This is a genomic window from Pantoea sp. C1E2 (genome assembly GCF_056491465.1).
Genome location: NZ_JBSZHT010000002.1, coordinates 4,018,117 through 4,044,005, shown reverse-complemented (window position 1 = coordinate 4,044,005; position 25,889 = coordinate 4,018,117). Strand labels below are relative to the sequence as shown.

General features: G+C 54.6%; 25 protein-coding genes and 1 pseudogene. 17 read left to right on the top strand and 9 right to left on the bottom strand.

What is annotated here, in order from left to right; genetic code table 11:
* Positions 1-51: 51 nt before the first annotated feature.
* Entirely contained in the window at positions 52-1,389 is a 1,338-nt protein-coding gene (paeA, locus tag ACXI0A_RS19155; RefSeq protein ID WP_224933979.1) for a polyamine export protein PaeA, read from the bottom strand.
* 448 nt (positions 1,390-1,837) lie between these two features.
* On the opposite strand from paeA, the gene tamA reads away from it, so the two are divergent.
* From tamA to ACXI0A_RS19140, 3 genes are read left to right on the top strand one after another with little or no spacing between them, the layout of a single operon-like run.
* Positions 1,838-3,577: an autotransporter assembly complex protein TamA gene (gene tamA / locus ACXI0A_RS19150; protein ID WP_476150837.1), complete on the top strand. Its 1,740-nt coding sequence runs from the start codon at positions 1,838-1,840 to the stop codon at positions 3,575-3,577.
* Entirely contained in the window at positions 3,574-7,344 is a 3,771-nt protein-coding gene (gene tamB, locus ACXI0A_RS19145; protein WP_476150839.1) for an autotransporter assembly complex protein TamB, read from the top strand. Before tamA ends, tamB begins: the two co-directional genes overlap by 4 nt.
* Positions 7,345-7,346: 2 nt before the next feature.
* Entirely contained in the window at positions 7,347-7,700 is a 354-nt protein-coding gene (locus ACXI0A_RS19140) for a gamma-glutamylcyclotransferase family protein (protein ID WP_200576696.1), read from the top strand.
* 54 nt (positions 7,701-7,754) lie between these two features.
* Here ACXI0A_RS19140 and ppa read toward each other — a convergent pair whose 3' ends face one another.
* The 3 genes and pseudogenes from ppa to ACXI0A_RS19125 all read right to left on the bottom strand — a co-directional run bounded on the left by ppa (position 7,755) and on the right by ACXI0A_RS19125 (position 9,320).
* On the bottom strand, positions 7,755-8,285 hold the full coding sequence (gene ppa, locus ACXI0A_RS19135; RefSeq protein WP_007892166.1) for an inorganic diphosphatase: 531 nt from the start codon (positions 8,283-8,285) through the stop codon (positions 7,755-7,757).
* A 100-nt stretch (positions 8,286-8,385) separates the two neighbouring features.
* The gene (locus ACXI0A_RS19130) at positions 8,386-8,835 is read right to left on the bottom strand and encodes a DUF441 domain-containing protein (protein ID WP_038644476.1); all 450 of its coding nucleotides are present in this window, start codon (positions 8,833-8,835) and stop codon (positions 8,386-8,388) included.
* 71 nt (positions 8,836-8,906) lie between these two features.
* Positions 8,907-9,320, bottom strand: a pseudogene (locus ACXI0A_RS19125) (lysozyme inhibitor LprI family protein).
* 169 nt (positions 9,321-9,489) lie between these two features.
* Here ACXI0A_RS19125 and ACXI0A_RS19120 point away from each other — a divergent pair.
* On the top strand, positions 9,490-11,055 hold the full coding sequence (locus ACXI0A_RS19120) for a methyl-accepting chemotaxis protein (RefSeq protein ID WP_476150842.1): 1,566 nt from the start codon (positions 9,490-9,492) through the stop codon (positions 11,053-11,055).
* A 77-nt stretch (positions 11,056-11,132) separates the two neighbouring features.
* Here the strand turns inward: ACXI0A_RS19120 and ACXI0A_RS19115 are convergent, their stop codons facing one another.
* From ACXI0A_RS19115 to ACXI0A_RS19105, 3 genes are all read right to left on the bottom strand, one after another.
* A complete protein-coding gene (locus ACXI0A_RS19115; protein WP_166936691.1) occupies positions 11,133-11,462 on the bottom strand; it encodes a helix-turn-helix domain-containing protein in 330 nt (109 codons plus the stop codon).
* Positions 11,452-11,868, bottom strand: a complete 417-nt coding sequence (locus ACXI0A_RS19110) for a type II toxin-antitoxin system RelE/ParE family toxin (RefSeq protein WP_476150845.1) — start codon at positions 11,866-11,868, stop codon at positions 11,452-11,454. Before ACXI0A_RS19110 ends, ACXI0A_RS19115 begins: the two co-directional genes overlap by 11 nt.
* Before the next feature lie 189 nt (positions 11,869-12,057).
* Positions 12,058-12,348 carry a helix-turn-helix domain-containing protein gene (locus ACXI0A_RS19105; RefSeq protein ID WP_476150847.1) on the bottom strand — a complete coding sequence of 97 codons (291 nt, stop codon included), beginning with the start codon at positions 12,346-12,348 and terminating at the stop codon, positions 12,058-12,060.
* Between the two features lie 92 nt (positions 12,349-12,440).
* On the opposite strand from ACXI0A_RS19105, the gene ACXI0A_RS19100 reads away from it, so the two are divergent.
* Positions 12,441-12,698 (top strand): helix-turn-helix domain-containing protein, encoded by a 258-nt coding sequence (locus ACXI0A_RS19100; RefSeq protein ID WP_224933972.1) that lies wholly within the window; start codon positions 12,441-12,443, stop codon positions 12,696-12,698.
* Positions 12,699-12,749: 51 nt separating this feature from the next.
* On the opposite strand, the gene fbp is transcribed toward ACXI0A_RS19100, so the two are convergent.
* A complete protein-coding gene (gene fbp / locus ACXI0A_RS19095) occupies positions 12,750-13,754 on the bottom strand; it encodes a class 1 fructose-bisphosphatase (RefSeq protein WP_224933971.1) in 1,005 nt (334 codons plus the stop codon).
* A 166-nt stretch (positions 13,755-13,920) separates the two neighbouring features.
* Here fbp and mpl point away from each other — a divergent pair, with 166 nt between their 5' ends.
* Positions 13,921-15,276, top strand: coding sequence for a UDP-N-acetylmuramate:L-alanyl-gamma-D-glutamyl-meso-diaminopimelate ligase (gene mpl, locus ACXI0A_RS19090; RefSeq protein WP_224933970.1), 1,356 nt, complete (start codon positions 13,921-13,923; stop codon positions 15,274-15,276).
* A gap of 124 nt (positions 15,277-15,400) precedes the next feature.
* Here mpl and yjgA read toward each other — a convergent pair whose 3' ends face one another.
* Positions 15,401-15,949, bottom strand: coding sequence for a ribosome biogenesis factor YjgA (gene yjgA / locus ACXI0A_RS19085; RefSeq protein WP_224933969.1), 549 nt, complete (start codon positions 15,947-15,949; stop codon positions 15,401-15,403).
* Positions 15,950-16,065: 116 nt separating this feature from the next.
* Between yjgA and pmbA the strand changes: the two genes are divergently transcribed.
* The 11 genes from pmbA to ACXI0A_RS19030 all read left to right on the top strand — a co-directional run bounded on the left by pmbA (position 16,066) and on the right by ACXI0A_RS19030 (position 25,820).
* Positions 16,066-17,406: a metalloprotease PmbA gene (gene pmbA / locus ACXI0A_RS19080; protein WP_224933968.1), complete on the top strand. Its 1,341-nt coding sequence runs from the start codon at positions 16,066-16,068 to the stop codon at positions 17,404-17,406.
* 194 nt (positions 17,407-17,600) lie between these two features.
* Positions 17,601-17,987 carry a cytochrome b562 gene (gene cybC, locus ACXI0A_RS19075; RefSeq protein WP_476150850.1) on the top strand — a complete coding sequence of 129 codons (387 nt, stop codon included), beginning with the start codon at positions 17,601-17,603 and terminating at the stop codon, positions 17,985-17,987.
* A 254-nt stretch (positions 17,988-18,241) separates the two neighbouring features.
* Positions 18,242-18,580 (top strand): glycine dehydrogenase, encoded by a 339-nt coding sequence (locus ACXI0A_RS19070; protein WP_034829231.1) that lies wholly within the window; start codon positions 18,242-18,244, stop codon positions 18,578-18,580.
* A 17-nt stretch (positions 18,581-18,597) separates the two neighbouring features.
* Positions 18,598-18,954, top strand: a complete 357-nt coding sequence (locus ACXI0A_RS19065; RefSeq protein ID WP_009087404.1) for an SFCGS family glycine-rich protein — start codon at positions 18,598-18,600, stop codon at positions 18,952-18,954.
* Positions 18,955-18,956: 2 nt separating this feature from the next.
* A complete protein-coding gene (locus tag ACXI0A_RS19060) occupies positions 18,957-19,256 on the top strand; it encodes a DUF4312 family protein (protein ID WP_476150852.1) in 300 nt (99 codons plus the stop codon).
* Positions 19,257-19,281: 25 nt separating this feature from the next.
* A complete protein-coding gene (locus ACXI0A_RS19055) occupies positions 19,282-20,058 on the top strand; it encodes a DUF4311 domain-containing protein (RefSeq protein WP_097119509.1) in 777 nt (258 codons plus the stop codon).
* 12 nt (positions 20,059-20,070) lie between these two features.
* The gene (locus ACXI0A_RS19050) at positions 20,071-20,718 is read left to right on the top strand and encodes a DUF4310 family protein (protein ID WP_476150853.1); all 648 of its coding nucleotides are present in this window, start codon (positions 20,071-20,073) and stop codon (positions 20,716-20,718) included.
* A gap of 194 nt (positions 20,719-20,912) precedes the next feature.
* Positions 20,913-22,046, top strand: coding sequence for an amidohydrolase/deacetylase family metallohydrolase (locus tag ACXI0A_RS19045; protein ID WP_476150855.1), 1,134 nt, complete (start codon positions 20,913-20,915; stop codon positions 22,044-22,046).
* Complete coding sequence (locus ACXI0A_RS19040; RefSeq protein WP_224933964.1) at positions 22,030-23,151, top strand: DgaE family pyridoxal phosphate-dependent ammonia lyase; 1,122 nt, start codon at positions 22,030-22,032, stop codon at positions 23,149-23,151. Before ACXI0A_RS19045 ends, ACXI0A_RS19040 begins: the two co-directional genes overlap by 17 nt.
* Positions 23,148-23,885, top strand: coding sequence for a 2-dehydro-3-deoxy-phosphogluconate aldolase (dagF, locus tag ACXI0A_RS19035; RefSeq protein WP_224933963.1), 738 nt, complete (start codon positions 23,148-23,150; stop codon positions 23,883-23,885). Before ACXI0A_RS19040 ends, dagF begins: the two co-directional genes overlap by 4 nt.
* A gap of 24 nt (positions 23,886-23,909) precedes the next feature.
* Positions 23,910-25,820, top strand: a complete 1,911-nt coding sequence (locus ACXI0A_RS19030; protein WP_476150857.1) for a PRD domain-containing protein — start codon at positions 23,910-23,912, stop codon at positions 25,818-25,820.
* The last annotated feature ends 69 nt before the right edge of the window (positions 25,821-25,889 follow it).

Genomic DNA, 25,889 nt, shown 5'->3' with positions numbered 1-25,889 from the left:
GCCCTGTAGCGGCGCGATTAATCGCGCCTTGTTTTTTCTGGCCACTCCACGCTATGGCGACTCCATCTCATCAGTCGCACTCTTCGTCAGATTTATCACCGGTGGGCGCTCATCAATACGCGTGACCAGCAGCTGATCGATGCGGTAACTGTCGATATCCACCACTTCAAATTTATACCCTGAGAACTTCACGAAATCGGTACGTTTCGGGATTTTGCGCAGCATATACATCATAAAGCCGCCAATGGTTTCATAGTTGCCGGACTGCGGGAAATCATCGATATCCAATACGCGCATCACGTCATCAATCGGTGTGCCGCCTTCAACCAGCCATGAGTTCTCATCACGTGCAACGATCTGCTCTTCCTGACCCTGACCGACCAAATCACCCATCAGCGTAGTCATCACATCGTTTAAGGTGATGATTCCCACCACCAACGCGTATTCGTTCATGATCACCGCAAAATCATCACCTGCGGTTTTAAAGCTCTCCAGCGCTTCAGAGAGTGTCAGCGTATCCGGCACAATCAGCGCAGAGCGAATCTGAACGCCGCTGCTCAACGTTAAACTCTGATTGCCGAGCACGCGCAGCAGTAACTCTTTGGAGTCGACATAACCCACAATGTGGTCAATGTCGCCATCGCAGACGATAAATTTAGAGTGCGGATGCTGCGCGATTTTGGTTTTGAGGGTGTTTTCATCTTCGTGCAGATCGAACCAGACCACGTTTTCACGCGAAGTCATGGAGGAGGGCACGGTACGCGATTCCAGCTCAAACACGTTTTCAATCAGTTCGTGCTCCTGCTTACGCAGCACGCCCGCTAAAGCACCGGCTTCCACCACCGCATAAATGTCATCGGAGGTGATGTCATCTTTGCGCACCATCGGCAATTTGAAGATGCGGAAAAACACGTTCGCCAGGCCGTTAAACAGCCACACCAGCGGCCGCATCACAAACAGACAAAAGCGCATCGGATTGATGATGCGCAGCGCAACGGCTTCCGGCGCGACCATGCCAACGCGTTTTGGCGTTAAATCCGCGAACAGGATAAACAGGCTGGTCACCACGGTGAAGGAACAGATGAAGCTGAGCTGTTCCGCCAGTTCTGGCGCGACAAAACGGCTGAACAAGCTGTTGAAGGCAGGGGAGAAAGCCGCATCACCGACAATACCGCCGAGGATAGCCACGGCGTTCAGGCCAATCTGCACCACGGTGAAGAACATGCCAGGCTGTTCCTGCATTTTCAGCACACGCTGCGCATTAATGTTGCCTTCATCGGCGAGCAGTTTAAGTTTGATCTTGCGGGCAGCGGCCAGCGAGATCTCAGAAAGAGAAAAGAATGAACTGATCACAATCAGTAAAAGAATGACAAGTAAGCTATCGAGCATAGAAGATCCGTTGGTTAATCACTTGTCATTTTTGGCCTGGGCAGCGCAGGAGAACATCCAGTATTCGCCTGTCATACAGGGCTATCCGTGCCAAAAATGTCTGCGCCATTTCGACAAGGAACGATAACGTCGGGGCAGAAAGGAAAGCAGGTCATGCCTGCTGGGTGCTGATTATAGCAGCAGCGCTTATCATGCCGCCAGAGGCGCGCAACATGAGCTCGGAATAATCCGAGTGAGAGACCCTCAGTCGCAGAAGTGCGGGTTCGGAGTTGTATCGCTCCCCCCATTTACCGACAATAGGAAATGATTTGGCTTAGTGACCATTTTTCCTCAGCCATCCGCCAAAAAGAGCGGCTATGCTGATGGGTAAGCGAGTGGTGGTGATAGCCTCCGATGAGAAATAACGCCCCTGCGGAATAAGGGGCAGGCATTATTAACAGGAGTACGCGTGCCGCGATTGCATATTTATTGTTTGGCCAGCCTGTTGCTTGCTGCACCTGCCGTTGAGGCAGCCAAAGTGCGCTTGCAGCTGGAAGGGCTAACTGGGGATTTACAGAAGAACGTCAGGGCGCGCTTGTCCACCATTGGTACCGATGAAGTGTCCAGCGATGGGCGCTTCCAGGCGCGTGTCTCACAAGCGATCAAAGAAGGCTTGCGGGCACTTGGCTATTACGAACCCGAAATCGATTTTGAATCTCGTCCCGCGCCGGCACAGGGCGGCCGACCGGTACTTATCGCTCACGTCAAACCCGGCGAACCGGTGAAAATCGGTGGCAGCCACATCGTGGTTGAAGGTGCCGCGAAAAACGATGATGACTATAAAGCCTGGGTGAAACAGGGCACGCCGAAAGTCGGTACGCAACTCAATCACGGCGAATACGACAAATTTAAAAATGGCTTCTCCAGCCTGGCACTGCGTAATGGTTACTTCGACGGTGACTTTAAGCAAAGCCAGCTTGGCGTTTCGGTCGAAAGACGCGAGGCATTCTGGGATATCGATTACGACAGTGGCCCGCGCTACCGTTTTGGCGATGTCAGCTTCCAGGGCTCGCAAATTAACGAAGCCTATCTGCGTAATCTTGTGCCATTTAAAAAGGGCGATCCCTACAGCTCGCGCGATCTGGCAGAACTGAACCGCCGCTTGTCGGCCACTGGCTGGTTCAACTCGGTGGTCGTCGCCCCTGAATTCGATAAAGGTCGCCAGACCAAAGTACTGCCGCTCAATGCGGCGGTATCGCCACGCGTTGAAAACACCATCGAAGCCGGTGTCGGCTATTCCACCGATGTCGGGCCGCGTCTGAAAGGGACGTGGAAAAAGCCGTGGATTAACAGCAGCGGCCACAGCCTGACGGCCAGTTCCTATATTTCTGCCCCCGAGCAACAGGTCGATCTCAGCTATAAAGTGCCGCTGCTGAAGAGCCCGCTGGAGCAGTATTACACCTTCTCGGGTGGCCTGAAGCGCACCGATCTCAATGACACCAAAGCCGATACCAGCACGCTGGGCGTCTCGCGTAACTGGGACAGCAGTTCCGGCTGGCAGCGTGCGGTTAACCTGAAGTGGAGTCTCGATCACTTTACCCAAGGTAGTGTCACCAACACCACCATGCTGCTTTATCCGGGCGTAAGCCTGAGCCGCACCCGTTCACGCGGCGGTTTGATGCCGACCTGGGGCGACTCGCAGCGTTATTCCGTCGATGTTTCTGATACCACCTGGGGATCGGATGTCGACTTCCTGATCCTGCAGGCGCAGAACGTCTGGATCCGCATGCTGGGCGAGAAGAATCGCTTTGTGGTGCGCGGTAACCTGGGCTGGATCGAAACCAACGACTTCGACAAAGTCCCGCCGGACCTGCGCTTCTTCGCCGGCGGCGATCGCAGCATTCGCGGCTACAAATACAAAGATGTCTCCCCTCGTGACAGCGATGGCAAGCTGACCGGTGCCTCCAAAATGGCCACTGGCTCGCTGGAGTATCAATACAACGTGACCGGTAAGTGGTGGGGCGCGGTGTTTGTCGATTCGGGTGAAGCGGTGAACGACATCAAACAGAGTGATTTTAAAACCGGTGCCGGTGTCGGCGTGCGCTGGGCTTCTCCGGTCGGGCCGATCAAATTTGATATCGCGCGGCCGATTGGCGATGACAAGGAACATGGTTTGCAATTCTATGTAGGACTGGGGCCTGAACTATGAAGCTGTGGAAAAAGGTCCTGATTGGATTTGGTATTTTTTTGGTGGTGCTGTTTGGCTGCGTGGCGTTTTTGATTGGTACGACGCCCGGAATCCATCTGTTATTAAAAGGCGCCGATCGCTGGGTGCCCGGTTTATCGATCAACAAAGTTGAGGGTGGCTGGCGCGATCTGACGCTGAGCGGCGTGAAATACGAAATGCCAGGCGTCAGCGTAGACGCTGGGCGCTTCCATTTGGCGCTCAATCTTAACTGCCTGCTGCACTCGTCAGTGTGTGTAAATGACATCGGCTTGCAGGATGTCAGCGTGGTGGTCGACAGCAAGAAAATGGCGCCGGCCGCTGCGCCACCGCCAGAAGAGGAGAGCGGTAGCACCAACCTGACCACGCCTTATCCAATTACGCTGAGCAAAGTTGGCCTGCATAACATCAACGTCAAAGTGGATGACACGTCCATCTCGCTACTGGATTTCACCACCGGCCTCAACTGGCAAGGGCGTTCATTAACGCTGACGCCGACGCACATCCAAAGTCTGCTGATTGCCCTGCCGAAAGCCGCCAAAGTGGCGGATGAGCAGGTGGTTCAGCCGAAAGTGCAGCAACCACAGCCAGGCGAGAAGCCACTGGGTGAAACCTTACAGGAGATGTTCGCCAAACCGCTGTTGCCTGAGTTGCCGGACTTCCAGCTGCCGCTGGATATCACCGTGCAGGAGCTACTGGGTGAGCAGCTGCGTATTACCGGTGACACAGATATCGCGATTACGCGCCTGTTGTTGAAAGCCAAAACCGCCGATCGTCATCTGCAATTAGAGACCTTTGACGTTGATTCGCCGCAAGGGCAGGTGAATGCCAGCGGAGACGCGCAACTGGCGGATAACTGGCCGGTGAATTTTGCCCTCAGCGGTACGCTGAATCTCGATCCGATTAAGGGCGAGAAAATCAAAATGAACCTCAGCGGGGCAATGCGTGAAGAGTTGAAGCTGGGGCTGAATCTGTCTGGCCCGGTGCGTGCGCAGTTGGATGCCGCAGCGCAACCGGCGGTGGCGGGTTTGCCACTGTCGCTTAAGCTCACCAGTCCAGAGTTACGCTGGCCGCTAACAGGACCCGTGCAGTATCAGGCGGATAACCTCGATTATCAGTTCAAAGGCAAAGCCACCGACTATGTGATGTCGCTGCGTACCGCAGTTAAAGGCGAAGCGGTGCCGCCGGCGACCATTTCGCTTGATGGCAAAGGTAATGTGCAGCAGTTCAGTCTGGACAAGCTGCGCGTGGCGGCATTGCAGGGTAATGTCGATTTAACCGCGCTGGTGGACTGGAGCAAAGCCATCAGCTGGCGCAGTGAACTGACGCTCTCCGGCATCAATACCGCCAAACAGTATCCTGAGTGGCCAGCCAAACTCGATGGCAAAATCACCACCCGAGGCAGCTTGTATGGCGGCAGTTGGCAGCTCAGCGTGCCGCAGCTGGAGTTGAAAGGGGACGTGAAGCAGAACGCCGTGAGCGCCAACGGTTCACTCACCGGGAATAGCTACAATCAATGGAAAATCCCGGGCATTAATATCGCGCTGGGTCGTAACCATCTGGATGTGAAAGGCGAACTGGGCGACACGCTCAATCTGGATGCCAATGTCGATGCACCGCACCTGGATAACGCGTTACCTGGGCTCGGCGGCGTGGCCAAAGGCACGATCAAAGCACGTGGCACCCTACAAGCACCGCAGCTGTTAGCTGACCTCACGGCCACGGGCTTGCGCTGGCAGCAGCTGCAAATTCGTCGTGTGGCGCTGGAAGGCGATGTGAAATCCAGCGACCAGATCGCCGGTAAGCTACAACTGCGCGTCGAGCAACTGCAACAGGACGCACTGAAGATCAATCTGCTGACGCTGAACGCTGACGGTAACGAGAAGCAGCATCAGCTCAAGCTGAACGTGGAAGGCGAGCCGGTCTCCGGTCAGCTGGCGTTGAACGGCAGCTTCGATCGTAAAACTGAACGCTGGCAAGGCAATCTCAACAATACCCACTTTGATACCCCGGTGGGCGAATGGCGTCTGACGCGTGCGATGGCGATTGATTACCTCAACAGCAAGCAGACCGCGACCATTGGACCACATTGCTGGCAGAACCCTAACGCCCAGCTCTGTGTGCCAGAACCGATCGAAGCGGGTCCGAACGGCCATGCCCACGTGGTGCTGAACCGTTTTGATTTGGCGATGATCAAACCGTTCCTGACCGATGCCACCAAACTCACCGGCGTATTCAGCGGTGATGCGCGCGTCAACTGGACGTCAGATGGCGCGCTGCCAACCGGCAACGTTTCACTGAAGGGCAACGGCGTGAAAGTGGAGCAGGATGTGCAGGGCAACACGCTGCCAATCGCCTTCGACACGCTCAATCTTAACGCCGCGATGCGTAATGGACGTGCGCAGCTTGATTGGCTAATTCACATCGTCAACAACGGTCAGCTGAGCGGCAACGTGCAGATTGCCGATCCGCAAACCCGTCGTCAGCTGTCCGGCAACATCGGCATCAGCAATCTGTCGCTGGCGATGTTCAACCCGGCGTTGATGCAGGGTGAGAAGATTAAAGGCAACCTCAACAGCAACCTGCGTCTGGGCGGCACGCTGCAACAGCCGCAGGTGTTTGGCCAGTTGGGGCTGAGTGATGTGAATGTGCTGGCCAGCTTTATGCCGGTTACGCTCACATCGGCCAATCTGAACATGGTGTTCAATGGCATGAGTTCGACGCTTAACGGTCTGCTGCAGACCACCCAGGGCAATCTGAATCTGGGCGGCAATGCGGACTGGAGCCAGCTGGATAACTGGCGTGCGCGCATCACGGCGCAGGGTAGCCGTATTCGCGTCACCGTGCCGCCGATGGTGCGCATGGATGTCTCGCCGGATCTGGTGTTTGAAGCCACGCCAGCAGCCTTCAATCTGGATGGCAAGGTAGATATTCCCTGGGCGCGCATCACGGTGCAGGAGGTGCCAGAAAGCGCCACCGGTGTCTCTTCAGATGAAGTGATGCTGGATCAGAATCTCAAGCCGATTCAGCCAAAAACCGCCGCGATCCCGATTAACAGCAACCTGGTAATCCACGTCGGTAACGATGTGCGGCTGTCAGCCTTTGGTCTGAAAGCCAAACTTAACGGCGATCTCAAACTGGTGCAGGATAAAAACGGCCTGGGCTTAAACGGGCAGATCAACATTCCTGATGGCCGTTTCCACGCTTACGGACAGGATTTGATTGTGCGTAAAGGCGAGCTGCAGTTTGCCGGGCCGCCAGATCAGCCGTACGTTAACCTTGAAGCGATACGTAATCCGGAAGCCACCGAAGATGATGTCACCGCTGGTATTCGCGTCACCGGCCTGGCCGATGAACCGAAAGTGGAGGTGTTCTCTGACCCCGCCATGTCGCAGCAGGAAGCGCTTTCTTACCTATTACGCGGTCAGGGACTCAGCAGTGATGGTGACAGTAATGCATTAACTTCAGCACTTGTGGGGTTAGGGGTTGCACAAAGTGGTCAGGTTATGGGTAAAATCGGCGAGACATTCGGCGTCAGTAACCTCGCGCTTGACACCACCGGTGTAGGCGATAGCCAGCAGGTGCAGGTGAGCGGTTATGTACTGCCGGGTCTACAAGTAAAATACGGTGTTGGCATATTTGATTCACTGGCGACGTTAACCTTGCGTTACCGCCTGATGCCCAAACTCTATTTGGAAGCCGTGTCCGGTCTCGATCAGGCACTGGATTTGCTCTATCAGTTTGAGTTTTAGCAATGCGAATAATTGTCTACGGCAGTTTACGGCGCAAACAGGGAAACAGTCACTGGATGACGAATGCGCAATGGCTCGGCGACCATCAGATTGAAGGGTTTGCGCTCTACAATCTGGGTCATTATCCGGGCGTCGTTGAAGATGAGGGAACCGTCTTCTGCGAAGTGTATCGCATCGATGCCAGTACGCTGGGCGAGCTTGATGCCTTACGCACCAAGAATGGCGAATACAAACGCCAACTCATCCAGACGCCTTACGGCAGTGCCTGGCTGTATGTCTATCAGCGTTCGATTGCGGGTCGCACCCGCATCGCGAGCGGTGACTGGCTCAAGCGCGATGACCTACCAGAGGCATAAATAAAAACACCGTCCATTGGACGGTGTTTTTTTATGCTCGCAAGGCGAAGAAGATTATTTCTTCTGTGCGCGCTCGTAAGAAGCAATGATTTCAGCTTTGGCCGCTTCAGCGTTGTCCCAGCCGTCAACTTTCACCCATTTGCCTTTTTCCAGATCTTTGTAGTGCTCGAAGAAATGGGTGATCTGCGCTTTCAGCAGTTCTGGCAGGTCGTTCACATCTTTGATGTGATCGTACTCTTTGCTCAGTTTGGTGTGCGGAACGGCAACCAGTTTGGCATCTTCGCCAGACTCGTCGGTCATTTTCAGCACGCCAACGGGACGGCAGCGAATCACTGAGCCCGGCACCAGCGGATACGGGGTTGGCACCAGCACGTCAACCGGATCACCATCCAGAGACAGGGTGTGGTTGATGTAACCGTAGTTGCACGGATAGAACATGGCGGTAGACATGAAACGGTCTACAAACAGGGCGCCAGACTCTTTGTCCACTTCATATTTGATCGGATCGGCATTCGCTGGGATCTCGATAACGACATAGATATCTTCTGGCAGTTCTTTACCTGCAGGCACCTGGTTCAAACTCATCTGGCTTTCCTTCATTGGTCGTATGTTGAGTGACGGCTATTATAGCCAACTGACTCTGAAAGTATGCCCCCTTTTTGGCGTTTCGGAATGCTCCAAAGGCCTACTTCGCGGTGACAAACAGCGAGACAATCCCTGCTGCAATCAGTGGTCCGACGGGTACCCCACGGAAAAACGCCACGCCAATCACGGTGCCGATTAACAATCCACCAATCACTGACGGCTGTACGCTCATAAAACTGACGCCGCGCCCGCCGAGCCAGGCAACAAACACTCCGACAATAATCGCCACTATCGATTGCCAGTTGGCAAACGACTTAAGCAGAGACGATGCAGGTAACGTCCCGCTGGCCAGCGGTGCCATCACGGCCACGGTCAGAATAATGATGCCGATCTGAATGCCCTGTTTCTCCACATAGGGGAAGAACTGTGAAAGCGGTGTCAGCTTGATGGCAAGCAGGATCAAAATGGAAATGGTAACGGCACTGTTATGAACGAAATAGCTCAGGACGGCGAGGCAGACCAGAATGATGGTAGAGGCATAAGCAGCCATGATTTCTCCCTGAAGATGGATGGATGCGCAGGTCAGTGCCTGCGCTGACGTTTTTTTAACGCCACCATTTATCAACAATCATCGGGATTGGCGCAACTGCCTTTGTTAATTGATTGCAACATCAGGGCCTGATTCCTCACCAGACTGACCCCTTGAGCACCCACTGAGAGCGCCGCCATGCTGCCCTGGCTGCTAAGGAAATAACTGCGGCTGGCCTCCATCCAGCTATCACGATAGGCCAGCCATGCACGCTGTGCGGCACGCAATTTGTCTTAAGGTTCACCGGTTAATTTTTTCATCACCTGGTTGTACTGCAAATTCATCTCTTTATCCCAGCCCTTATTGGCGCTGCTGTAGCACTGAGACATGCCCAGGGTGCTGGACTCCTTGTCCAGACACTGCTGCAGCTGCTGGTCGAGGGGATGCGTCTGCGCCATGGCAACACCACTGGCGAGCAGACACAAAATTGGGAGCCACTTTTTCATCATTTCATTCCTTCATTTTTGCGCAGCGGACTTCAGAAAAGCTGAAGGGTAAGCGAACGTCGGCAGATTGACCATCAACATTGGATAAAGTTTCTGCGATCAACTGCCGATAATCTCTCCGTTTTAGGGCCAGTGGAGTTCTGCCTTTTTCATACACACGGGAATGATCATGAAACAGCTATCGATTAGAAATGGAATACGCGCCTTACTCTTCTTTATGACACTGCTACTGCTGGCAGTGAGTTTTATGGGCATCTATGCCATCAATGCGGGCAATCAGTCACTGGATGCCATCAATCGTATTCAGGGTATTGAGCTTAACAAGCTGTATCAAAGCCGTTCTGAGTTGATGCGCGCGCGTGCTAACGCGGCTTTAGCTGTACGCAAAATTGAAATTGGCCTGCTGGATGACGGTACAAAAGTCACCGCCCAGGCGCAGGCGGCGGTAGATAGCTCGCACAAGCTGCTGCAGGCATTTGTTGATGCGGGCACGGTGACGGCCCACGGCAAAACGCTGGCAGATGCCATCGTCTCCACTTACGCCGTGTATGACAAAGAGGGCATCCAGCCGATGATGGAAGCGCTGAGAAAACAGTATACCGATGAATATTATCAGGTACTGGAAGGCAACCAATCTCAGCTAGCCGCGAACTATTCGAAAGCCGTGAGTGACTTCAGCATTTATGCGGATGAAGTCTCTGCTGCGCGCCTGCAGCAGGCGGCAGATAATGAAGTGAAAATGAAAATCATGATTGGCGTCGCCATGACGCTGGCATTGCTGATGATCGTGTTGTCATGGCAAATGTTGCGTCGCCTGTTTATGGTGCCGTTAAACAACGCCATCAAACACCTTGAGCAGATCTCGGCGGGCGATTTGTCGCAGCCGCTGCCACAGGCAGGCAAAAACGAAGTGGGCCGTCTCAATCAGGCGTTATCCGATATGCAGCTGGCGCTGCGTGATTCGGTAAGCCAGGTGCGTGAAGCCAGCATGCAGATTGATGTTGGCAGCCGTGAACTGGCTGCGGGCACCGTGCATCTGTCGCAGCGTACCGAAGAATCCGCTGCCTCGCTGGAGCAAACTGCCGCCAGCATGGAGCAGCTCACCGCCACCGTCCGTCTCAACGCCAGCAATGCACAGCAGGCGAATCAGTTGGCCAGCAATGTCTCGACCAGTGCCGATCGCGGTGCGGAAGTGGTGGGCTACGTGATGGAGAAGATGCAGGAGATTACCCAAAGCTCTAACCGCATCGGCGACATCCTGAGCGTGATCGACGGTATCGCCTTCCAGACCAACATCCTTGCACTCAACGCGTCCGTAGAAGCCGCACGTGCGGGCGAGCAGGGGCGTGGATTTGCCGTGGTCGCCAATGAAGTGCGCACCTTAGCCGGTCGCAGCGCCACCGCAGCAAAAGAGATTCGTGAGTTGATCAGTGAATCGCAAACGCGGGTCAAAGAGGGCAGCGACATGGCGACGCGTGCGGGTGAAACTATGGATGAGATCTCCAGCGAAGTGATGCGAGTGACCTCACTGATGAAAGAGATCTCGATTGCTTCGGAAGAGCAGAGTCGTGGGATTGAGCAGGTAAATCAGGCGGTGACGCAGATGGATGAAGCCGCGCAGCAAAACGCCGCACTGGTGGAAGAAGCCAGCGCCGCCACGCAGTCGCTCGAAGCGCAGTCGCAGCAGTTGCAGGAATCGATGGCGCAGTTCCGCGTGGCGACTAATACTATTTAATGATCTCAAAGCCTGTGATTTAACACCCGCCCGTTACTGGTGACTCCTCAGCGAAAGGGCGGGTTTATTCATGCGGTCTAAACTGCTAAGAAATCATCAAGCCCTTTGGCCTCAATGTGCCTTAATGCAAGTGCAACAATCCCTTTTGGTATTGTTGCGCCTCGCTCCCATTTTTGGAGGCAAGTCGTTGACACTTCGATGCGTTCAGCAAACTGGCTTTGACTCAATTTCTCGCGTGCACGCATTGCTTTGATGCGCTCGCCAGTGATTGAATCTTTCATCGCCTCTAACTTAGCTTCTGCAAAGATGGCGTCAGCCTCTTGCATCATATCTGCTGAGATGAGACCAGCTTTAAACTGGCGTTTCATCATTGCGTGCATTTTCAGTACGCGCCTATTAATCCTCATTTTCACTCTCCTGATTAATAGAGGGTAACTCTACATAAATCCGATTTGTCTCTAACTTTTCGACTTGTTCAGCGGTGTAAGCTTTAGCAGCTTTGGATATTTGCCTGAACACTTTTAAATCAGAATCATCTATCTCACGCTTATTTTTTGGGATCTCTTTTTTTTCCCAACCGTCGATAAAGTAGAGTTTATCTTCATGATGATAAGCAACAATTGTCCTTGCGCTATCCTCGTCACCTAAACGCTTTTTGAAAATTCCACCGCCCAATGCGGCTTTAGTCGATCCATTTTTGATTTCTTCGATAAGCTCGGCTGCAACTGAACGTAAATCATCATCACTGATTTTTGATTTCTTCCGCTTCTTGTTATAGCTCCACTCGACGAAAATTCTTAACTCAATGTCCATTTGATATCGTCCCGGGTGTAGTACAAAATACTATAGCCAGGATTATTGTAAGATTCAATGCTACAGGCGCAGCAAAAAGCCGCGCTGGTGGAAGAAGCCAGTGCCCTCACGTAGTGTTTGGAAGCTCAGTTGCAGGAATCAATGGCGCAGTTCCGCGTGGTCGCCGCGTAAAAACAGGTGCAACGTGCCTTATGGCGCGTTGCTACTCCTCTCTTCAGCGAAGCGCAGAATCATGTCGGCTAATTGGTCATCATCCGCCAGAAAATAGGCGGCGGGGATCTCCAGCGCTTTTGCCAGCAGTTGCAGCGTTAGTAAATCGGGCTGATGCACACCGACTTCATAACGATTGATGCGCGCACTGGCGGAAAACTCTTCAATGCCAGCGGCAATCCCTAACCCTTTTTGCGAAAAACCCTTCACCAGACGCGCCTGTTTCAGGCGTCTACAGAAGGTATTTTGCAGGGAAGAGGTCGGTTTCATGCCTACGAGAATCGTAGATTTGCTGCTTGTCAGATACTACGAGTAACGTAGTATCGTTATGGCAACCTATAACGAGAACTAAGGAGAGTGACGTGGGTGAAAGCAAGCAGGACTGGCATCAGGCCGATATTATTGCCGCTTTACGTAAGAGAGGGACTTCATTAGCCGCCGTATCCCGCGAGGCGGGCTTGTGCTCGACCACCCTGGGAAATGCGTTAATCCGGCCCTGGCCCAAGGGCGAGTGGCTGATTGCCGAAGCGATTGGCGTCGCGCCAGATCAAATATGGCCAAGCCGCTATTACTCCACGCAGGGTGAATTAATCGATCGGCAGGCAAAGCGGCGAAAATAACCCAACAAAAAGCCCGCTCAAATTTGGCGGGCTTTTTCACATCACATCACATTATGAGTGGCTATCTGGGTATTCACGGATAAAGCGCTCAACGTCATTCACCATCGCATCGTTGCCGCAGAAGAACGGGCAGCGCTGGTGCAGGGTTTCAGGCTGGATATCGAGGATGCGATTGGCACCATCGCTCGCCTTGCCACCGGCTTGTTCCGCCAGGAACGCCATTGGGTTGCACTCATACAGCAGACGCAGCTTACCTTTCGGGTGGCTGGCGGTGCTTGGATAGAGGTAAATACCGCCTTTCAGCAGGTTACGGTGGAAGTCTGCCACCAGTGAACCGATATAGCGCGAAGTGTACGGGCGCTTGGTCGCGATATCCTCTTCCTGACAGAACTTCAGGTATTTCTTCACGCCCTGTGGGAAGCGGATGTAGTTACCTTCGTTGATGGAGTAGGTGTAGCCTTTCTCCGGGAAGGTCATGCGCTCATGGCTCAGGCAGAATACGCCCAGTGAGGGATCGTAGGTGAACGCATGCACGCCCACGCCGGTGGTGTAAACCATCATGGTGGATGAGCCATAAACCACGTAGCCGGCAGCGACCTGCTTGTTGCCCGGCTGCATAAAGTCGGCTTCAGTGATCGGGGTACCCGGCTCACTGATGCGGTGGTAGATGGAGAAAATGGTGCCCACGGAAACGTTCACGTCGATGTTGGAAGAGCCGTCCAGCGGATCCATCAACACCACATATTTACCGTCTTCCGAACCTTCAAAGATCACAAACTCATCTTCTTCTTCGGAAGCGATACCAGCGACCACTCCACGTGCTTTCAGGGCAGCTTTCAGTTTTTCATTCGCGAACAGGTCCAGCTTCATCTGCTGTTCGCCCTGCACGTTTTCCACGCCGCTGGCACCGAGAATATCCACCAGACCCGCTTTGTTGATGTCGCGGTGGATAATCTTGGCTCCGAGCTTAATGGAGGAAATCAGCGCCGTCAGTTCACCTGTGGCGTGTGGAAAGTCGTGTTGCTTCTCGACGATGAATTCGCCTAACGTTTTCATAACACATTCCCTGAATCTACGATGGAGTGGCAGCAGCTTTAACACGCTACCAACGTATGAGCGCAGTTTAGCCGATTGAACTTTAAAAACCATAGTCCTAATCCGTTTCTTCCCACTCTGCTCGGGGTTACACTGTGCGCCGAACTTTTGAGTAATGGATCTCTATATGCGCATTCACATCCTTGGGATTTGTGGCACCTTCATGGGCGGACTGGCGATGCTGGCCCGTTCATTGGGGCACGAAGTGACCGGCTCAGACGCCAATGTCTACCCGCCGATGAGCACCCTGCTGGAACAGCAAGGTATTGAATTGACAGAAGGTTATGACGCCAGTCAGCTTGAGCCTCAACCGGATCTGGTGATTATCGGCAACGCCATGACGCGCGGTAATCCGTGTGTGGAAGCGGTGCTGGAACGCAACATTCCCTACCTCTCTGGCCCACAGTGGCTGCATGATTTCGTGCTGCGTGACCGCTGGGTACTGGCTGTGGCCGGAACCCATGGCAAAACCACCACCGCAGGCATGGCAGCGTGGATTCTGGAGGCCTGTGGCCTTGAACCGGGCTTCATCATCGGTGGGGTGCCAGGAAACTTTGAGGTGTCGGCAAAATTAGGAAAAAGTCCATTCTTCGTCATTGAGGCGGATGAGTACGACAGCGCGTTCTTCGACAAGCGTTCCAAATTTGTCCATTACTGCCCGCGCACGCTGATCCTCAACAACCTGGAATTCGATCACGCCGATATCTTTGACGATCTGCGCGCGATCCAGAAGCAGTTCCATCACCTGATTCGTATCGTGCCAGGCCAGGGCAAGATCCTGTTGCCAGAGCACGATCACAATCTCAAGCAGGTGATGGCGATGGGCTGCTGGAGCGAGCAGGAAACTGTGGGTGACAATGGTCACTGGCAGGCGAAGAAACTGACGCCGGACTCCTCACACTGGGAAATCTGGCTCGATGGCGAGAAAGTCGGTGAAGTGAATTGGGCGCTGGTGGGCGAGCACAACATGCACAATGGCCTGATGGCGATTGCGGCTGCGCGTCACGTCGGCGTGAAGCCGGTGGATGCCGGTGAAGCGCTGAGCAGCTTTATCAATGCGCGCCGTCGTCTTGAACTGCGTGGTGAAGTGAATGCCATCAAGGTGTATGACGATTTTGCCCATCACCCGACGGCGATCCACGCCACGCTGGCGGCACTGCGTAGTAAAGTCGGCGGCACCGCGCGTATTCTGGCGGTACTGGAGCCTCGTTCGAACACCATGAAGATGGGCGTGAGCAAAAACGAGCTGGCGCCATCATTGGGCCGTGCTGACAAAGTGTTCCTGTTCCAGCCGCACCATATTCCATGGCAAGTCTCGGATGTTGCAGAAGCCTGTATTCAGCCCGCCAGGTGGAGTGCGGATATCGATGCACTGGTTGAAATGGTGGCGAAAGAAGCCCAGCCAGGCGATTCCATTCTGGTGATGAGTAATGGTGGTTTTGGTGGCATTCACCAGAAACTGCTGGAGAGATTAGGGCGTTGATTGAGTGGTGGCCAGGAATGGCCACCGTTTTATCGGGCTTACCGCTGGGTTTGATGACGCTCTTTTATCTGCCCAAACTAAAAAGGGTCGCCGATTGGCGACCCTTTTTATGCACGCGGCAAACTTACGCCTCTGCCAGCTCGCGCAGATACTGGAAGATCTGACGGGTGGCTTTCGGTGGCTTGTTGGCGGCTTTCTCTTTCTGCGCATTACGGATCATGGTGCGCAGCTGCTGGCGATCGGCCTGCGGATAGAGGTTAATCACTTCCGCGATAGCATCATCGCCTTTCTCGATCATACGATCGCGCAGTTGCTCGAGTTTATGGAACAGCGCAACCTGCTGGTTATGGCGGTTCTTCAGCTTATCCAGTGCCTGACGAATCGGATCTTCTTCGCGCGCGCGCAACATCTTACCGATCAGCTGCAACTGGCGGCGACGGCCTTCCTTTTTAATACGCTGTGCCAGCTCAATGGCGGCACGCAGATCATCGTCGAGTGGAATTTTGTCGAGGGAGTTTTTCCCCAGATCAACTAACTCGGCGCCCAGGCGTTTCAGCTCTTCGGCGTCGCGTTTAATTTCGCTTTTGCTGACCCAGATAATCTCTTCGTCTTCATCTTCTTCGTTTTGATTATCTGGCACATCGTCGAGCCAGTCATCGGGCTGCTTGGTCATCTCTTGGCTCCCTAAAAAAAAGAGGCTAATCCTACCAGTTTATCGGGCGACTGCGAAATTGTTCTCTGAGTCTGATAGACTCAATAAATTCATACTTAAGATTAGACGGCAGGTCGATGAACGTATCTACTCAGGTTGCAGAACAACGTAAAGTGTTAGAACAGGCTGTCGCGCAGGCGCTGGAACTGGCGAAAGCCAGCACCGATGGTGCAGAAGTGGCGGTGACCAAAACCACCGGCATCGGCGTCAGTACCCGCTATGGCGAAGTGGAAAACGTCGAATTCAACAGCGATGGTGCACTCGGCATCACCGTCTATCATCAGAACCGCAAAGGCAGCGCCTCCTCGACCGATCTCAGCCCGGATGCGATCAAACGCACCGTGCAAGCGGCGATCGATATCGCGCGCTACACCTCGGTTGATCCTTTTGGCGCCCCGGCCGATCCCGATCTGCTGGCGTTTGAAGCGCCGGATCTCGATCTTTACCATCCGTGGGAGATCGACGCCGATCGCGCTATCGAACTGGCCGCGCAAGCCGAACAGGCATCGCTGCAGGCTGACAAGCGTATTACCAATACCGAAGGCGGCAGCTTCAATAGCCACGTCGGCATCAAAGTGTTCGGTAATAGCCACGGCATGCTGCAGAGCTATTGCTCGAGCCGCCATTCGCTCTCCAGCTGTGTGATTGCCGAACAGGATGGCAACATGGAGCGCGATTACGCTTACACCATCGGCCGTTCGATTGACGATCTGCAAAGTGCCGATTGGGTAGGACAAGAGTGTGCACGTCGCGTGTTGTCACGCCTGGCGCCGCGCAAACTGCCAACCATGAAAGCACCGGTGATCTTCGCGCCGGAAGTGGCGACGGGTCTGTTTGGCCATCTGGTTGGCATGATCAGCGGCGGCAGCGTTTATCGTAAAGCGACTTTCCTGCTGGATTCACTGGGCAAACAGATTCTGCCCGAGTGGCTGACCATTGAAGAGAAGCCGCACCTGCTGAAAGGGCTGGCGTCTACGCCGTTCGACAGCGAAGGCGTGCGCACCCAGGCGCGTGACATCATTAAAGATGGCGTGCTGCAAAACTGGCTGCTGACCAGCTATTCGGCGCGCAAACTTGGCCTGCAGAGCACCGGCCACGCGGGCGGTATTCACAACTGGCGCATTGCGGGCCAGGGTCATAGCTTTGAAGATATGCTGAAACAGATGGGCCGTGGCTTAGTGGTGACCGAAATGATGGGTTCCAGCGTCAGCGCCATGACCGGTGATTACTCGCGCGGTGCCTCAGGTTTCTGGGTTGAAAACGGTGAAATCCAATATCCTGTGAGTGAGATCACAATTGCGGGCAACCTCAAGGATATGTGGCTCAATATGGTAACTCTCGGTAACGACATTGAAACGCGCAGCAATATACAATGCGGGTCGGTGCTGCTGCCGGAGATGAAAATCGCCGGACAATAAACACATCGCTTCACTGAAAGCAGCCCACGTGGCTGCTTTTTTTTTGCCAATAATAATACCCGAAATAATTCGCGTTGCAGGAAGCCGGCAAGTGAATGAATTCTTAGGAGCTTACATGAGTGAGTGACTGAGGTGAGTAAGCGCAGCCAACGCGCCTGGAACGTGAAGGATGAAGGGTAAATAAGGATATTTTTATGCGGAAGCATGTAATTGCAATGTTGTCTCTCTCGCTGTTGTTCTCCTCGGCTAGCGTATTCGCCGCTGACCTGAAGAATGATATGGATACTCTGAAAGATGGCCTGAGCGTGGTGAAAAAAACCTCCGATGCTCAGGAAATGCAAACCGCACTCGGCAAGATGCGCCAGGCGGCGGAGGATGCTAAAAAATCCACGCCGGAAAAACTGGAAGGTCAGGCTGCCGATAGCGCCCAGATTAAGGATTATCACGCAGGTCTTGATTCTCTGATTGCACAGATTGATGTCGTCGATCAGTTGGCGAAAGCCAATAAACTCGACGAAGCCAAAGCTGAAGCGAAAAAGTTGGAAGATATTCGTAACGCCAACCATAAGAAATTCCGCTGATAAACCGGCCAGCCCTGTGGCTGGCCTTATCTTCCCCCGCGATTTCTCCGTTCTCTCACACTCATTTCCGGCATAACCCGCATTTTTGTGACCTGTTTCGCACACTTCATGCGTAGTGCGATCTGGCGCACACACGCCCGTGGGATTTCCACTTTGAGGTGGAAAAGATGCGTCTCCACAGCCTGAAGCGGAAAGCGTAATTTCTTTTCAACGCGAATTATCTCTAATTATCCGCAGTAAACAGGAGTAGCAAGGTGAGGAGTGAAGCTGTCCCGCTGAAACCGAGTACGCCAGAAGCCATTCAGGCGTTGGCGGATAACACGTTGAAGCAGATTGCGGCGATCTACGCCGCGCACCACATCGAAGCCAATGCCGTGCAGCAGCAGATGCTGGCGTCGCATGTGCGGGCGATGGCAGCGCGTTCCCTCACGGGAGAAGCCTTGCCGGAAGTGGAAGCCGAACTGTTTGAAGATATCTCGCCAGAAACCATGGCGCTGGCACAGCAGGTGGTCGATCTGTTTGGCAATCTGCCAAAAGAAGAAGCCTGGTTGTTATCGGTGCATATCGAAGTGGCGAAATCGAACGAAGCATAAATCGAGAGGAATTGAACATGGTAACAGTCGTCATTGGTGATCGTCTGGGTAAAGGCCAGAAAGTTGCAGCCGGTATTGAGAAAGCAGGCGGCCGTGCCGTTGTCGTGCCGGGCGTAGCAGCCGACATGAAACTGGGCGATGTGATGAAAGCGGAAAACGCCGATTTCGGTATCTCCTTCTGCGGCAGCGGCGGTGCAGGTGCCATCACTGCACAGAACAAATATGGCTACAAAGCCAAACACGGCATGCGTTCGATTGATGAAGGCGTGACTGCCATCAACGAAGGCGCCACCGTGCTGGGCTTTGGCTTTATGGATAAAGAAGAGCTGGGTGAACGTCTGGTGCAGGCCTGGAATAAAAAACACGGCAGCTAAGCATGAAACAGCAATACGAGACCCAGGTAACGGTGCAGGGCAAAGGCGACAGCAAAGCGAAAGCCTTTTCCGATGCATTGAGCAAGGTGCAGCAGCAAGTGCTGCGCACCAGCCAAAAGATTCTGTTGCGCATTGAACCCATAGATGTGCGGGTGCTGCGCGCGCAGGAGAGCGTACGCGCAGAGAAGTTCTTGTTCTTCTTTCTGGCGCGCGAACGACGGAATTACAGCGTTGAGCTGGATATTACCGTCAGCGTCACCGTGATCGACACCGACAAGGTGGATTTCATCGCGACGAAATAAAAACGACAACAAAGGGTACAACAACATGTTTTTAATCATTTTGTTTAAGTCGTTGATCATTGGTGGATTGGTTGGCGTTGGGGTAGGAGCGGGCGCAGCGCGCATGTTCCATGCACCGACCACGCAAGGTATGGGCGCGTTTCGTACTTTGGGTGAACTCAATTCCTGCGAAGGCGATCCTGCTTCGCACTTCTCCTTTGGTCTTGGCTTCTTCTTTAACGCCTGGGCATCGTCTGTGGCGGCAGGCTCCTTCACACAGGACGTTGACCACCGCATTCTGCCCAACTGGGGCGCGGCTGCGTTGATGGTGAAAAATCGTAACGTCGCGGAAACCCTGCACAACCCGAAACGCATGGCGATTGCCTGCGGCATCATCGGCATGATCGTCGTGGCGTTCCTCAACAGTACCGCTTCTGCGGTGCCAGCGGCGTTGCAGGTCACGGCAGTGAAAGTGCTGGTACCGGCGGCGAACCTGCTGGTGAATACCGTGATGCCAGTGATCTTCTGGCTGGCGGCCATTGATGCCGGTAAGAAATCGGGCTTCTGGGCGACCATCTTTGGTGGTCTGGCGCAGTTGATCATGGGCAATGCCGTACCGGGTTTGGTGCTGGGCATCCTGATCGGTAAAGGCGTGGAAGAGAGCGGCTGGAACAAAGTCACCAAAGTGATGATGTTCGCGATTGTGCTGCTGTTCGCTCTGAGTGGCTTCTTCCGTGGCTTCGACATGAAACTGCTGCAATCCTTCCAACTGGGTGTCCCTGGCTGGCTGGACATGATCCACAACAGCCTGAGCGGCAAATAAGGAGCCTCGAGAATGAACGAGACTGAAAACAAAGGGTTCTGGTATGCCGACTGGTCGTTCCCGATCTTTGTTGGCCTGCTGTCATCTGGCGTGTTTGCCGGTACGCACATGTACTACCTGTACGGCATTGGCGCTTTCAACGAAGTGGCATTCGTATCCATGCTGCGCTCCGGTATGGAAACCGGTGTATATGGCGCAGTGGCGGCGTTCGGTGCCAGCTTCCTGTTTGCCCGTATTATTGAAGGCTCGCTGGTCGGGATTCTGGATATTGGTGGCGCGATTCAAACCGGCGTCGGCTTAGGTGTTCCTGCCTTGCTGCTCGGTGCGGGCATCGTGTTCCCGGTGGCGAACTTTGCCGCGTCACTGGCAACCGGCCTGGTGGTGGGCGTAGCGATTGGCTATCTGATCATCCTGGCGCGTAAGTTCACCATCAATCAAAGCGATTCCACCTACGGTGCGGACGTGATGATGGGCGCAGGTAATGCATCGGGTCGCTTCCTCGGGCCGTTGATCATCCTGTCTGCGATGGCCGCGTCGATTCCTATCGGCCTCGGTTCGCTGGTGGGTGCGCTGTTGTTCTATCTGTGGAACAAACCGATTACCGGTGGTGCGATTCTCGGCGCGATGGCCTTAGGCGCGATGTTCCCGGTTTCTCTGTGATGCAGTAACCGGTTTAACGGTCGCCATAAATGGCGACCCTACGATTTCGTAGGGTGCGCATTTATGCGCACCAGGCAGATGTGGTGCACATTCCGTAGGGTGCGCATTTATGCGCATCAGGCAGATGTGGTGCACATTCCGTAGGGTGCGCATTTATGTGCACCAGGCTGAATGCAGGTTGTTAAGGAGTAAACATGTTTGATCTGATTCTGCGCCGCGCGCGTTTGTGCGACGAACAGCTGGTGGATATCGCCATCCAGCACGGCAAGATTGCTGCGGTCGGTGACGTCAGCGGTTCAGCACAGCAGGAGCGCGATTTAGCAGGGCGCTACTACGTCAGCGCGGGCTGGATCGACAGCCACGTGCACTGCTATCCCAAATCCCCGATTTATCACGATGAAGCCGATGCGATTGGCGTGGCGCAGGGCGTGACCACGGTGGTCGATGCAGGCAGCACCGGTGCGGATCATATCGACGATTTCTATCGGCTAACCCGTTCCGCCACCACGGAAGTGCGCGCGCTGATCAACATCTCACGCACCGGCATCATCACGCAGAACGAGCTGGCCGATATGGCGCAGATCGACAGTGACGCGGTGGTGCAGGCGGTAAAACGTCGCCCGGACTTTATTGTGGGATTGAAAGCGCGCATGAGCAGCAGCGTGGTGGGCGAAAACGGCATTCAGCCACTGATTCGCGCCAAAGCCATCCAGCAGGCGGCGGGTAATCTGCCGCTGATGGTGCACATCGGCAACAATCCGCCGGTGCTGGAAGAGATCGCCGATCTGCTCACCTCCGGTGACATCATTACCCACTGCTTCAACGGTAAACCGAACCGCATTTTGTCGCCACAGGGCGAACTGAAGGCGGCGGTGAAAAATGCCATCGCGCGCGGTGTGAAGCTGGATATCGGCCACGGCAGCGCCAGCTTCAGTTTTGAAGTAGCCCGTCAGGCCATCGCGCAGGGCATTCTGCCCGACACCATCAGCTCTGACATTTACTGTCGCAACCGCATCAACGGCCCGGTACACAGCCTGGCGCACGTGATGTCGAAATTCTTCAGCATTGGCATGACGCTGCCGCAGGTTATTGACTGCGTGACCGGCAATGCCGCGGCTGGCCTGCGCTTAGCGGGCAAAGGGCGCTTAACTGAAGGTTATGACGCCGACCTGACCATTTTTACCGTCAAAGAGGAAGCCCGCCCGTTCGTTGATGCTGAAGGCGAACGGGTTTTGGGTGAGCAACATTTGCTGCCGCTGGCCGTGGTTGTCGCGGGTGAGTGGCATCTGACAGATGAAGGGAAAACCAATCATGTCTTCGATTTATGAAAAATATGACCTGAAACAGGTCATCAATGCCTCCGGTCGTATGACCATTCTCGGTGTTTCAACCCCGTCTGCCGATGTGGTCGAGACCGTCAGCTACGGTTTGAATCACTATTTCGAGATCAAAGATCTGGTCAATAAAACCGGCGCCTATATCGCTAAACTGCTGGATGTGGAGAACGCGGTCGTGGTCTCCTGCGCCTCGGCCGGCATCGCGCAGAGCGTGGCGGCGGTGATCGTCAAAGATAACGACTGGCTGCTGGATAACCTGCATGCCGCACCGTTGACCGTACCGCACGATATCGTGGTGCCGAAAGGGCACAACGTAAACTTCGGCGCACCCGTGGGCGCGATGGTGGCGCTGGGCGGTGGACGTTTAGTGGAAGCCGGTTACAGCAACGAATGTTCGCCTGAACAGCTGGCCGCCGCCATCACGCCAACCACGGCGGCACTGATGTACATCAAGTCACACCACTGCGTGCAGAAGAGCCACCTGAGCGTGGAGCAGGCGGCGGTGGTCGCGCGTAAACATGGCATCCCGTTAATCGTGGATGCGGCAGCAGAAGAAGATCTGCAGTGCTACTACCAAATGGGCGCGGATCTGGTGATCTACAGCGGTGCCAAGGCGATTGAAGGGCCGACTAGCGGACTGGTGATCGGCCGCACCCAATATGTTGAGTGGGTAAAACGTCAAAGCAACGGCATTGGCCGCGCGATGAAAGTCGGTAAAGAGGGCATTCTCGGTCTGACGCAGGCGATTGAAAACTATCTGGTGCAGCCGAAAACCACCGGCGCTGAGATGGTGGCCAACATGACGCCGTTTATCGACAACCTCAACACGATTAATGGCGTGTCCGCTCGCGTGGTGTGGGATGCGGCGGGCCGTGATATCGCTCGTGCTGAGATCAAGTTCGATGAAGTCGTCACTCAATGGCCAACCGGCGAGCTGGTGCAGGCGCTGAAAACCGGCGATATCGCTATCTACTTCCGTGGCTACAAGGCCAATGAAGGCATTATCGAAGCGGATGTGCGCAGCGTCAGCGCCGATCAGCTGCATATTATCTTTAGCCGTATCCAGGCGTTAATCAGCGGAGGAAAACGCGCATGAGTCTGAACCCGAATTTTTATCAGGGCCGTCTGTGCCTCAACGTGCTGGCCGGTTCTAAGCAGAACGCCAAAGAGATCTGGCAGGCCGCAGAAGGCCACGTACTGGTGGGCGTCTTATCAAAAAATTACGCCACCAATGAAGAAGCGATTGCCGATATGCGCGAGTACGCGGCGCTGATCGATAACGCGCTGTCCGTCGGGCTGGGCGCGGGCGATCCGAATCAGTCCGCGATGGTGAGTGAGATTTCAGCAGTGCTGCAACCGCAGCACGTCAACCAGGTATTCACCGGTGTCGCCACCAGCCGTGCGCTGCTCGGACAAAATCACACCGTGGTCAACGGCCTGATTTCGCCAACCGGCACGCCTGGTCTGGTGAAAATCTCCACCGGGCCGCGTAGCTCGCAGGCAGAAGATGCAATAGTGCCGATCGACAGCGCCATCGCCATGTTGCAGGACATGGGCGGCAGCTCGGTAAAGTACTTCCCGATGGGCGGCTTAAAATCAGTGAACGAATATCGTGCTGTGGCTGAAGCCTGTGCGCGTCACGACTTCTGGCTGGAACCGACCGGCGGCATCGATCTCAATAATTTCGAAGCCATTGTGCAGATTGCGCTCGATGCGGGCGTCAGCAAAGTGATTCCACACGTCTATAGTTCGATCATCGACAGCGCCACTGGCGACACGCGCATTGACGATGTGCGTCAGCTTCTGGCAACGTGCAAGAAACTGCTGTAACAAACGAGTCACAGGTGAAGCTCCGTGAGATTTCCCAATCAGCGTCTGGCCCAACTTTTCGCTGCGCTGCAAAATGAAACGCTGCCACAGGATGAACTGGCGCGCCGCTTTTCAGTTTCAACGCGCACGGTGCGCACCGATATCACCGCGCTGAATGCGCTGCTGGAGCAACACGGCGCTCAGTTCGTGCTGGCACGCGGCGCGGGGTATCAACTCAAGATTGACAATGTGGCGCGCTTCGACCGGTTGCAGGAAGAGAGCACTGCACCGCTGCGTGTGCCTCGTACCTCGCAGGATCGGGTGCGCTATCTGCTCACCCGCTTTCTCACCGCCGCCTTTTCCCTCAAGCTGGAAGACCTGTCTGAAGAGTGGTTTGTCAGTCGTGCCACTTTGCAAAGTGACATGGCGGAGGTGCGGGAATGGCTCGGCCGCTATCATCTGAATATCGAAACCAAACCCCATTACGGCATGAAATTGTTTGGCAGCGAGGCGGCGATTCGCACCTGCCTGACAGACTTGCTGTGGCAGATCGACCAAGAGATGCCTGACAGCCCGCTGCTGACGGTGGAAGCGCTGCACAGCGGCATTTTGGCGCAGCTGGAGCCACTGCTGCAGCACTGTTTCAATCAGTACGCGATTCGCCTCAGCGATGAGGGCGAGCGCTATCTGCAAATTTACTGTGCGGTGGCGGTGCGGCGCATCAGCGAAGGTTTCCCGCTCAACGATCCTGGCGCGGAAGATGTCGGTGACGAGGTGCGCGAAGCCGCACATCATCTGGTGAGCTTGATGCAACCGCTGGTCGGTAAACCGATTTCGCAGGCAGAAGAGAACTGGCTGCGTGTGAATATCGCCGCACGACAGATTCAGGCACTGGCTCCCAGCGCCATCAATGCCGATGACGCCGACGCGCTGGTCGATTATCTGCTGAACTACATCAACACCCACTACAACTACCGCTTGCAGCAGGATGAACAGCTGCGGGCCGATCTGCTCACGCATATCAAAACCATGATTACCCGGGTGCGCTACCAGATTCACATTCCCAATCCGCTGCTCGGTAACATTAAACAGCACTATCCGATGGCGTATGACGTCACGCTGGCGGCGGTGACCAGCTGGGGCAAGTACACGCCGTACAGCATCAGCGAGAACGAAATCGGTTTTCTGGTGCTGCATATCGGTGTCGGGCTGGAGCGGCATTACGATGTCGGCTATCAACGCCATCCTCAGGTGCTGTTGGTGTGCGACAGCGGCAACTCCACGCTGCGCATGATCGAAGCGCTGCTGCTGCGCAAATACCCGCAGCTGGTGGTCACCGCGCGTTTGTCGCAGCGTGATTACGAGATGCGCGAACACATCGACGAAGATTTCGTGATTTCCACCGTGCGTTTGAGCGAAAAGAATAAGCCGGTTGCGGTGATGTCGCCGTTCCCCACCGAATTCCAGCTGGAGCAATTGGGCAAGCTGGTGCTGGTGGATCGCACGCGTCCTTACATGCTGGAAAAGTACTTCGACGCGCAGCACTTTATGGTGCTGGATAAGCCGATGACGCAATCGGCGCTGTTCCGCGTGCTGTGCGATCAGCTGGAGTCCGAGGGCTTTGTGGATGCGGAGTTTTATCCTTCAGTGGAAGAGCGTGAAGCCATCGTCAGCACTATGCTCGGCGAAGGCATTGCGCTGCCGCACTCACTGGGACTGTTGGCGAAGAAAACCGTGGTCTATACCGTGCTGGCGCCGCATGGCGTGAGTTGGGGGGATGAAACCGCTTCGGTGATTTTCCTGCTGGCGATCAGCAAAAGCGAATACGAAGAGGCGATGGCGATCTACGATCTGTTCGTTACCTTCCTGCGTGAGAGGGCGATGACCCGACTGCGCGACTGCGGGGATTTCGTCAGCTTTAAAGCGGTGGCGATCGATTGTCTGAGTCGGATGTGATCGTAAACCAGGGCGGCATGAATGCCGCCCCTACAATGTCCGATATGGATTGCGTATTACAATGTTTGG

Excerpts from the sequence above, each read along its gene's own strand:
- paeA (WP_224933979.1), bottom strand. The coding sequence starts at position 1,389 with ATGCTCGATAGCTTACTTGTCATTCTTTTACTGATTGTGATCAGTTCA.
- tamB (WP_476150839.1), top strand. The coding sequence starts at position 3,574 with ATGAAGCTGTGGAAAAAGGTCCTGATTGGATTTGGTATTTTTTTGGTG.
- ACXI0A_RS19140 (WP_200576696.1), top strand. The coding sequence starts at position 7,347 with ATGCGAATAATTGTCTACGGCAGTTTACGGCGCAAACAGGGAAACAGT.
- ppa (WP_007892166.1), bottom strand. The coding sequence starts at position 8,285 with ATGAGTTTGAACCAGGTGCCTGCAGGTAAAGAACTGCCAGAAGATATC.
- ACXI0A_RS19130 (WP_038644476.1), bottom strand. The coding sequence starts at position 8,835 with ATGGCTGCTTATGCCTCTACCATCATTCTGGTCTGCCTCGCCGTCCTG.
- ACXI0A_RS19120 (WP_476150842.1), top strand. The coding sequence starts at position 9,490 with ATGAAACAGCTATCGATTAGAAATGGAATACGCGCCTTACTCTTCTTT.
- ACXI0A_RS19115 (WP_166936691.1), bottom strand. The coding sequence starts at position 11,462 with ATGAGGATTAATAGGCGCGTACTGAAAATGCACGCAATGATGAAACGC.
- ACXI0A_RS19110 (WP_476150845.1), bottom strand. The coding sequence starts at position 11,868 with ATGGACATTGAGTTAAGAATTTTCGTCGAGTGGAGCTATAACAAGAAG.
- ACXI0A_RS19105 (WP_476150847.1), bottom strand. The coding sequence starts at position 12,348 with ATGAAACCGACCTCTTCCCTGCAAAATACCTTCTGTAGACGCCTGAAA.
- fbp (WP_224933971.1), bottom strand. The coding sequence starts at position 13,754 with ATGAAAACGTTAGGCGAATTCATCGTCGAGAAGCAACACGACTTTCCA.
- mpl (WP_224933970.1), top strand. The coding sequence starts at position 13,921 with ATGCGCATTCACATCCTTGGGATTTGTGGCACCTTCATGGGCGGACTG.
- yjgA (WP_224933969.1), bottom strand. The coding sequence starts at position 15,949 with ATGACCAAGCAGCCCGATGACTGGCTCGACGATGTGCCAGATAATCAA.
- pmbA (WP_224933968.1), top strand. The coding sequence starts at position 16,066 with ATGAACGTATCTACTCAGGTTGCAGAACAACGTAAAGTGTTAGAACAG.
- cybC (WP_476150850.1), top strand. The coding sequence starts at position 17,601 with ATGCGGAAGCATGTAATTGCAATGTTGTCTCTCTCGCTGTTGTTCTCC.
- ACXI0A_RS19065 (WP_009087404.1), top strand. The coding sequence starts at position 18,598 with ATGGTAACAGTCGTCATTGGTGATCGTCTGGGTAAAGGCCAGAAAGTT.
- ACXI0A_RS19060 (WP_476150852.1), top strand. The coding sequence starts at position 18,957 with ATGAAACAGCAATACGAGACCCAGGTAACGGTGCAGGGCAAAGGCGAC.
- ACXI0A_RS19055 (WP_097119509.1), top strand. The coding sequence starts at position 19,282 with ATGTTTTTAATCATTTTGTTTAAGTCGTTGATCATTGGTGGATTGGTT.
- ACXI0A_RS19050 (WP_476150853.1), top strand. The coding sequence starts at position 20,071 with ATGAACGAGACTGAAAACAAAGGGTTCTGGTATGCCGACTGGTCGTTC.
- ACXI0A_RS19045 (WP_476150855.1), top strand. The coding sequence starts at position 20,913 with ATGTTTGATCTGATTCTGCGCCGCGCGCGTTTGTGCGACGAACAGCTG.
- ACXI0A_RS19040 (WP_224933964.1), top strand. The coding sequence starts at position 22,030 with ATGTCTTCGATTTATGAAAAATATGACCTGAAACAGGTCATCAATGCC.
- dagF (WP_224933963.1), top strand. The coding sequence starts at position 23,148 with ATGAGTCTGAACCCGAATTTTTATCAGGGCCGTCTGTGCCTCAACGTG.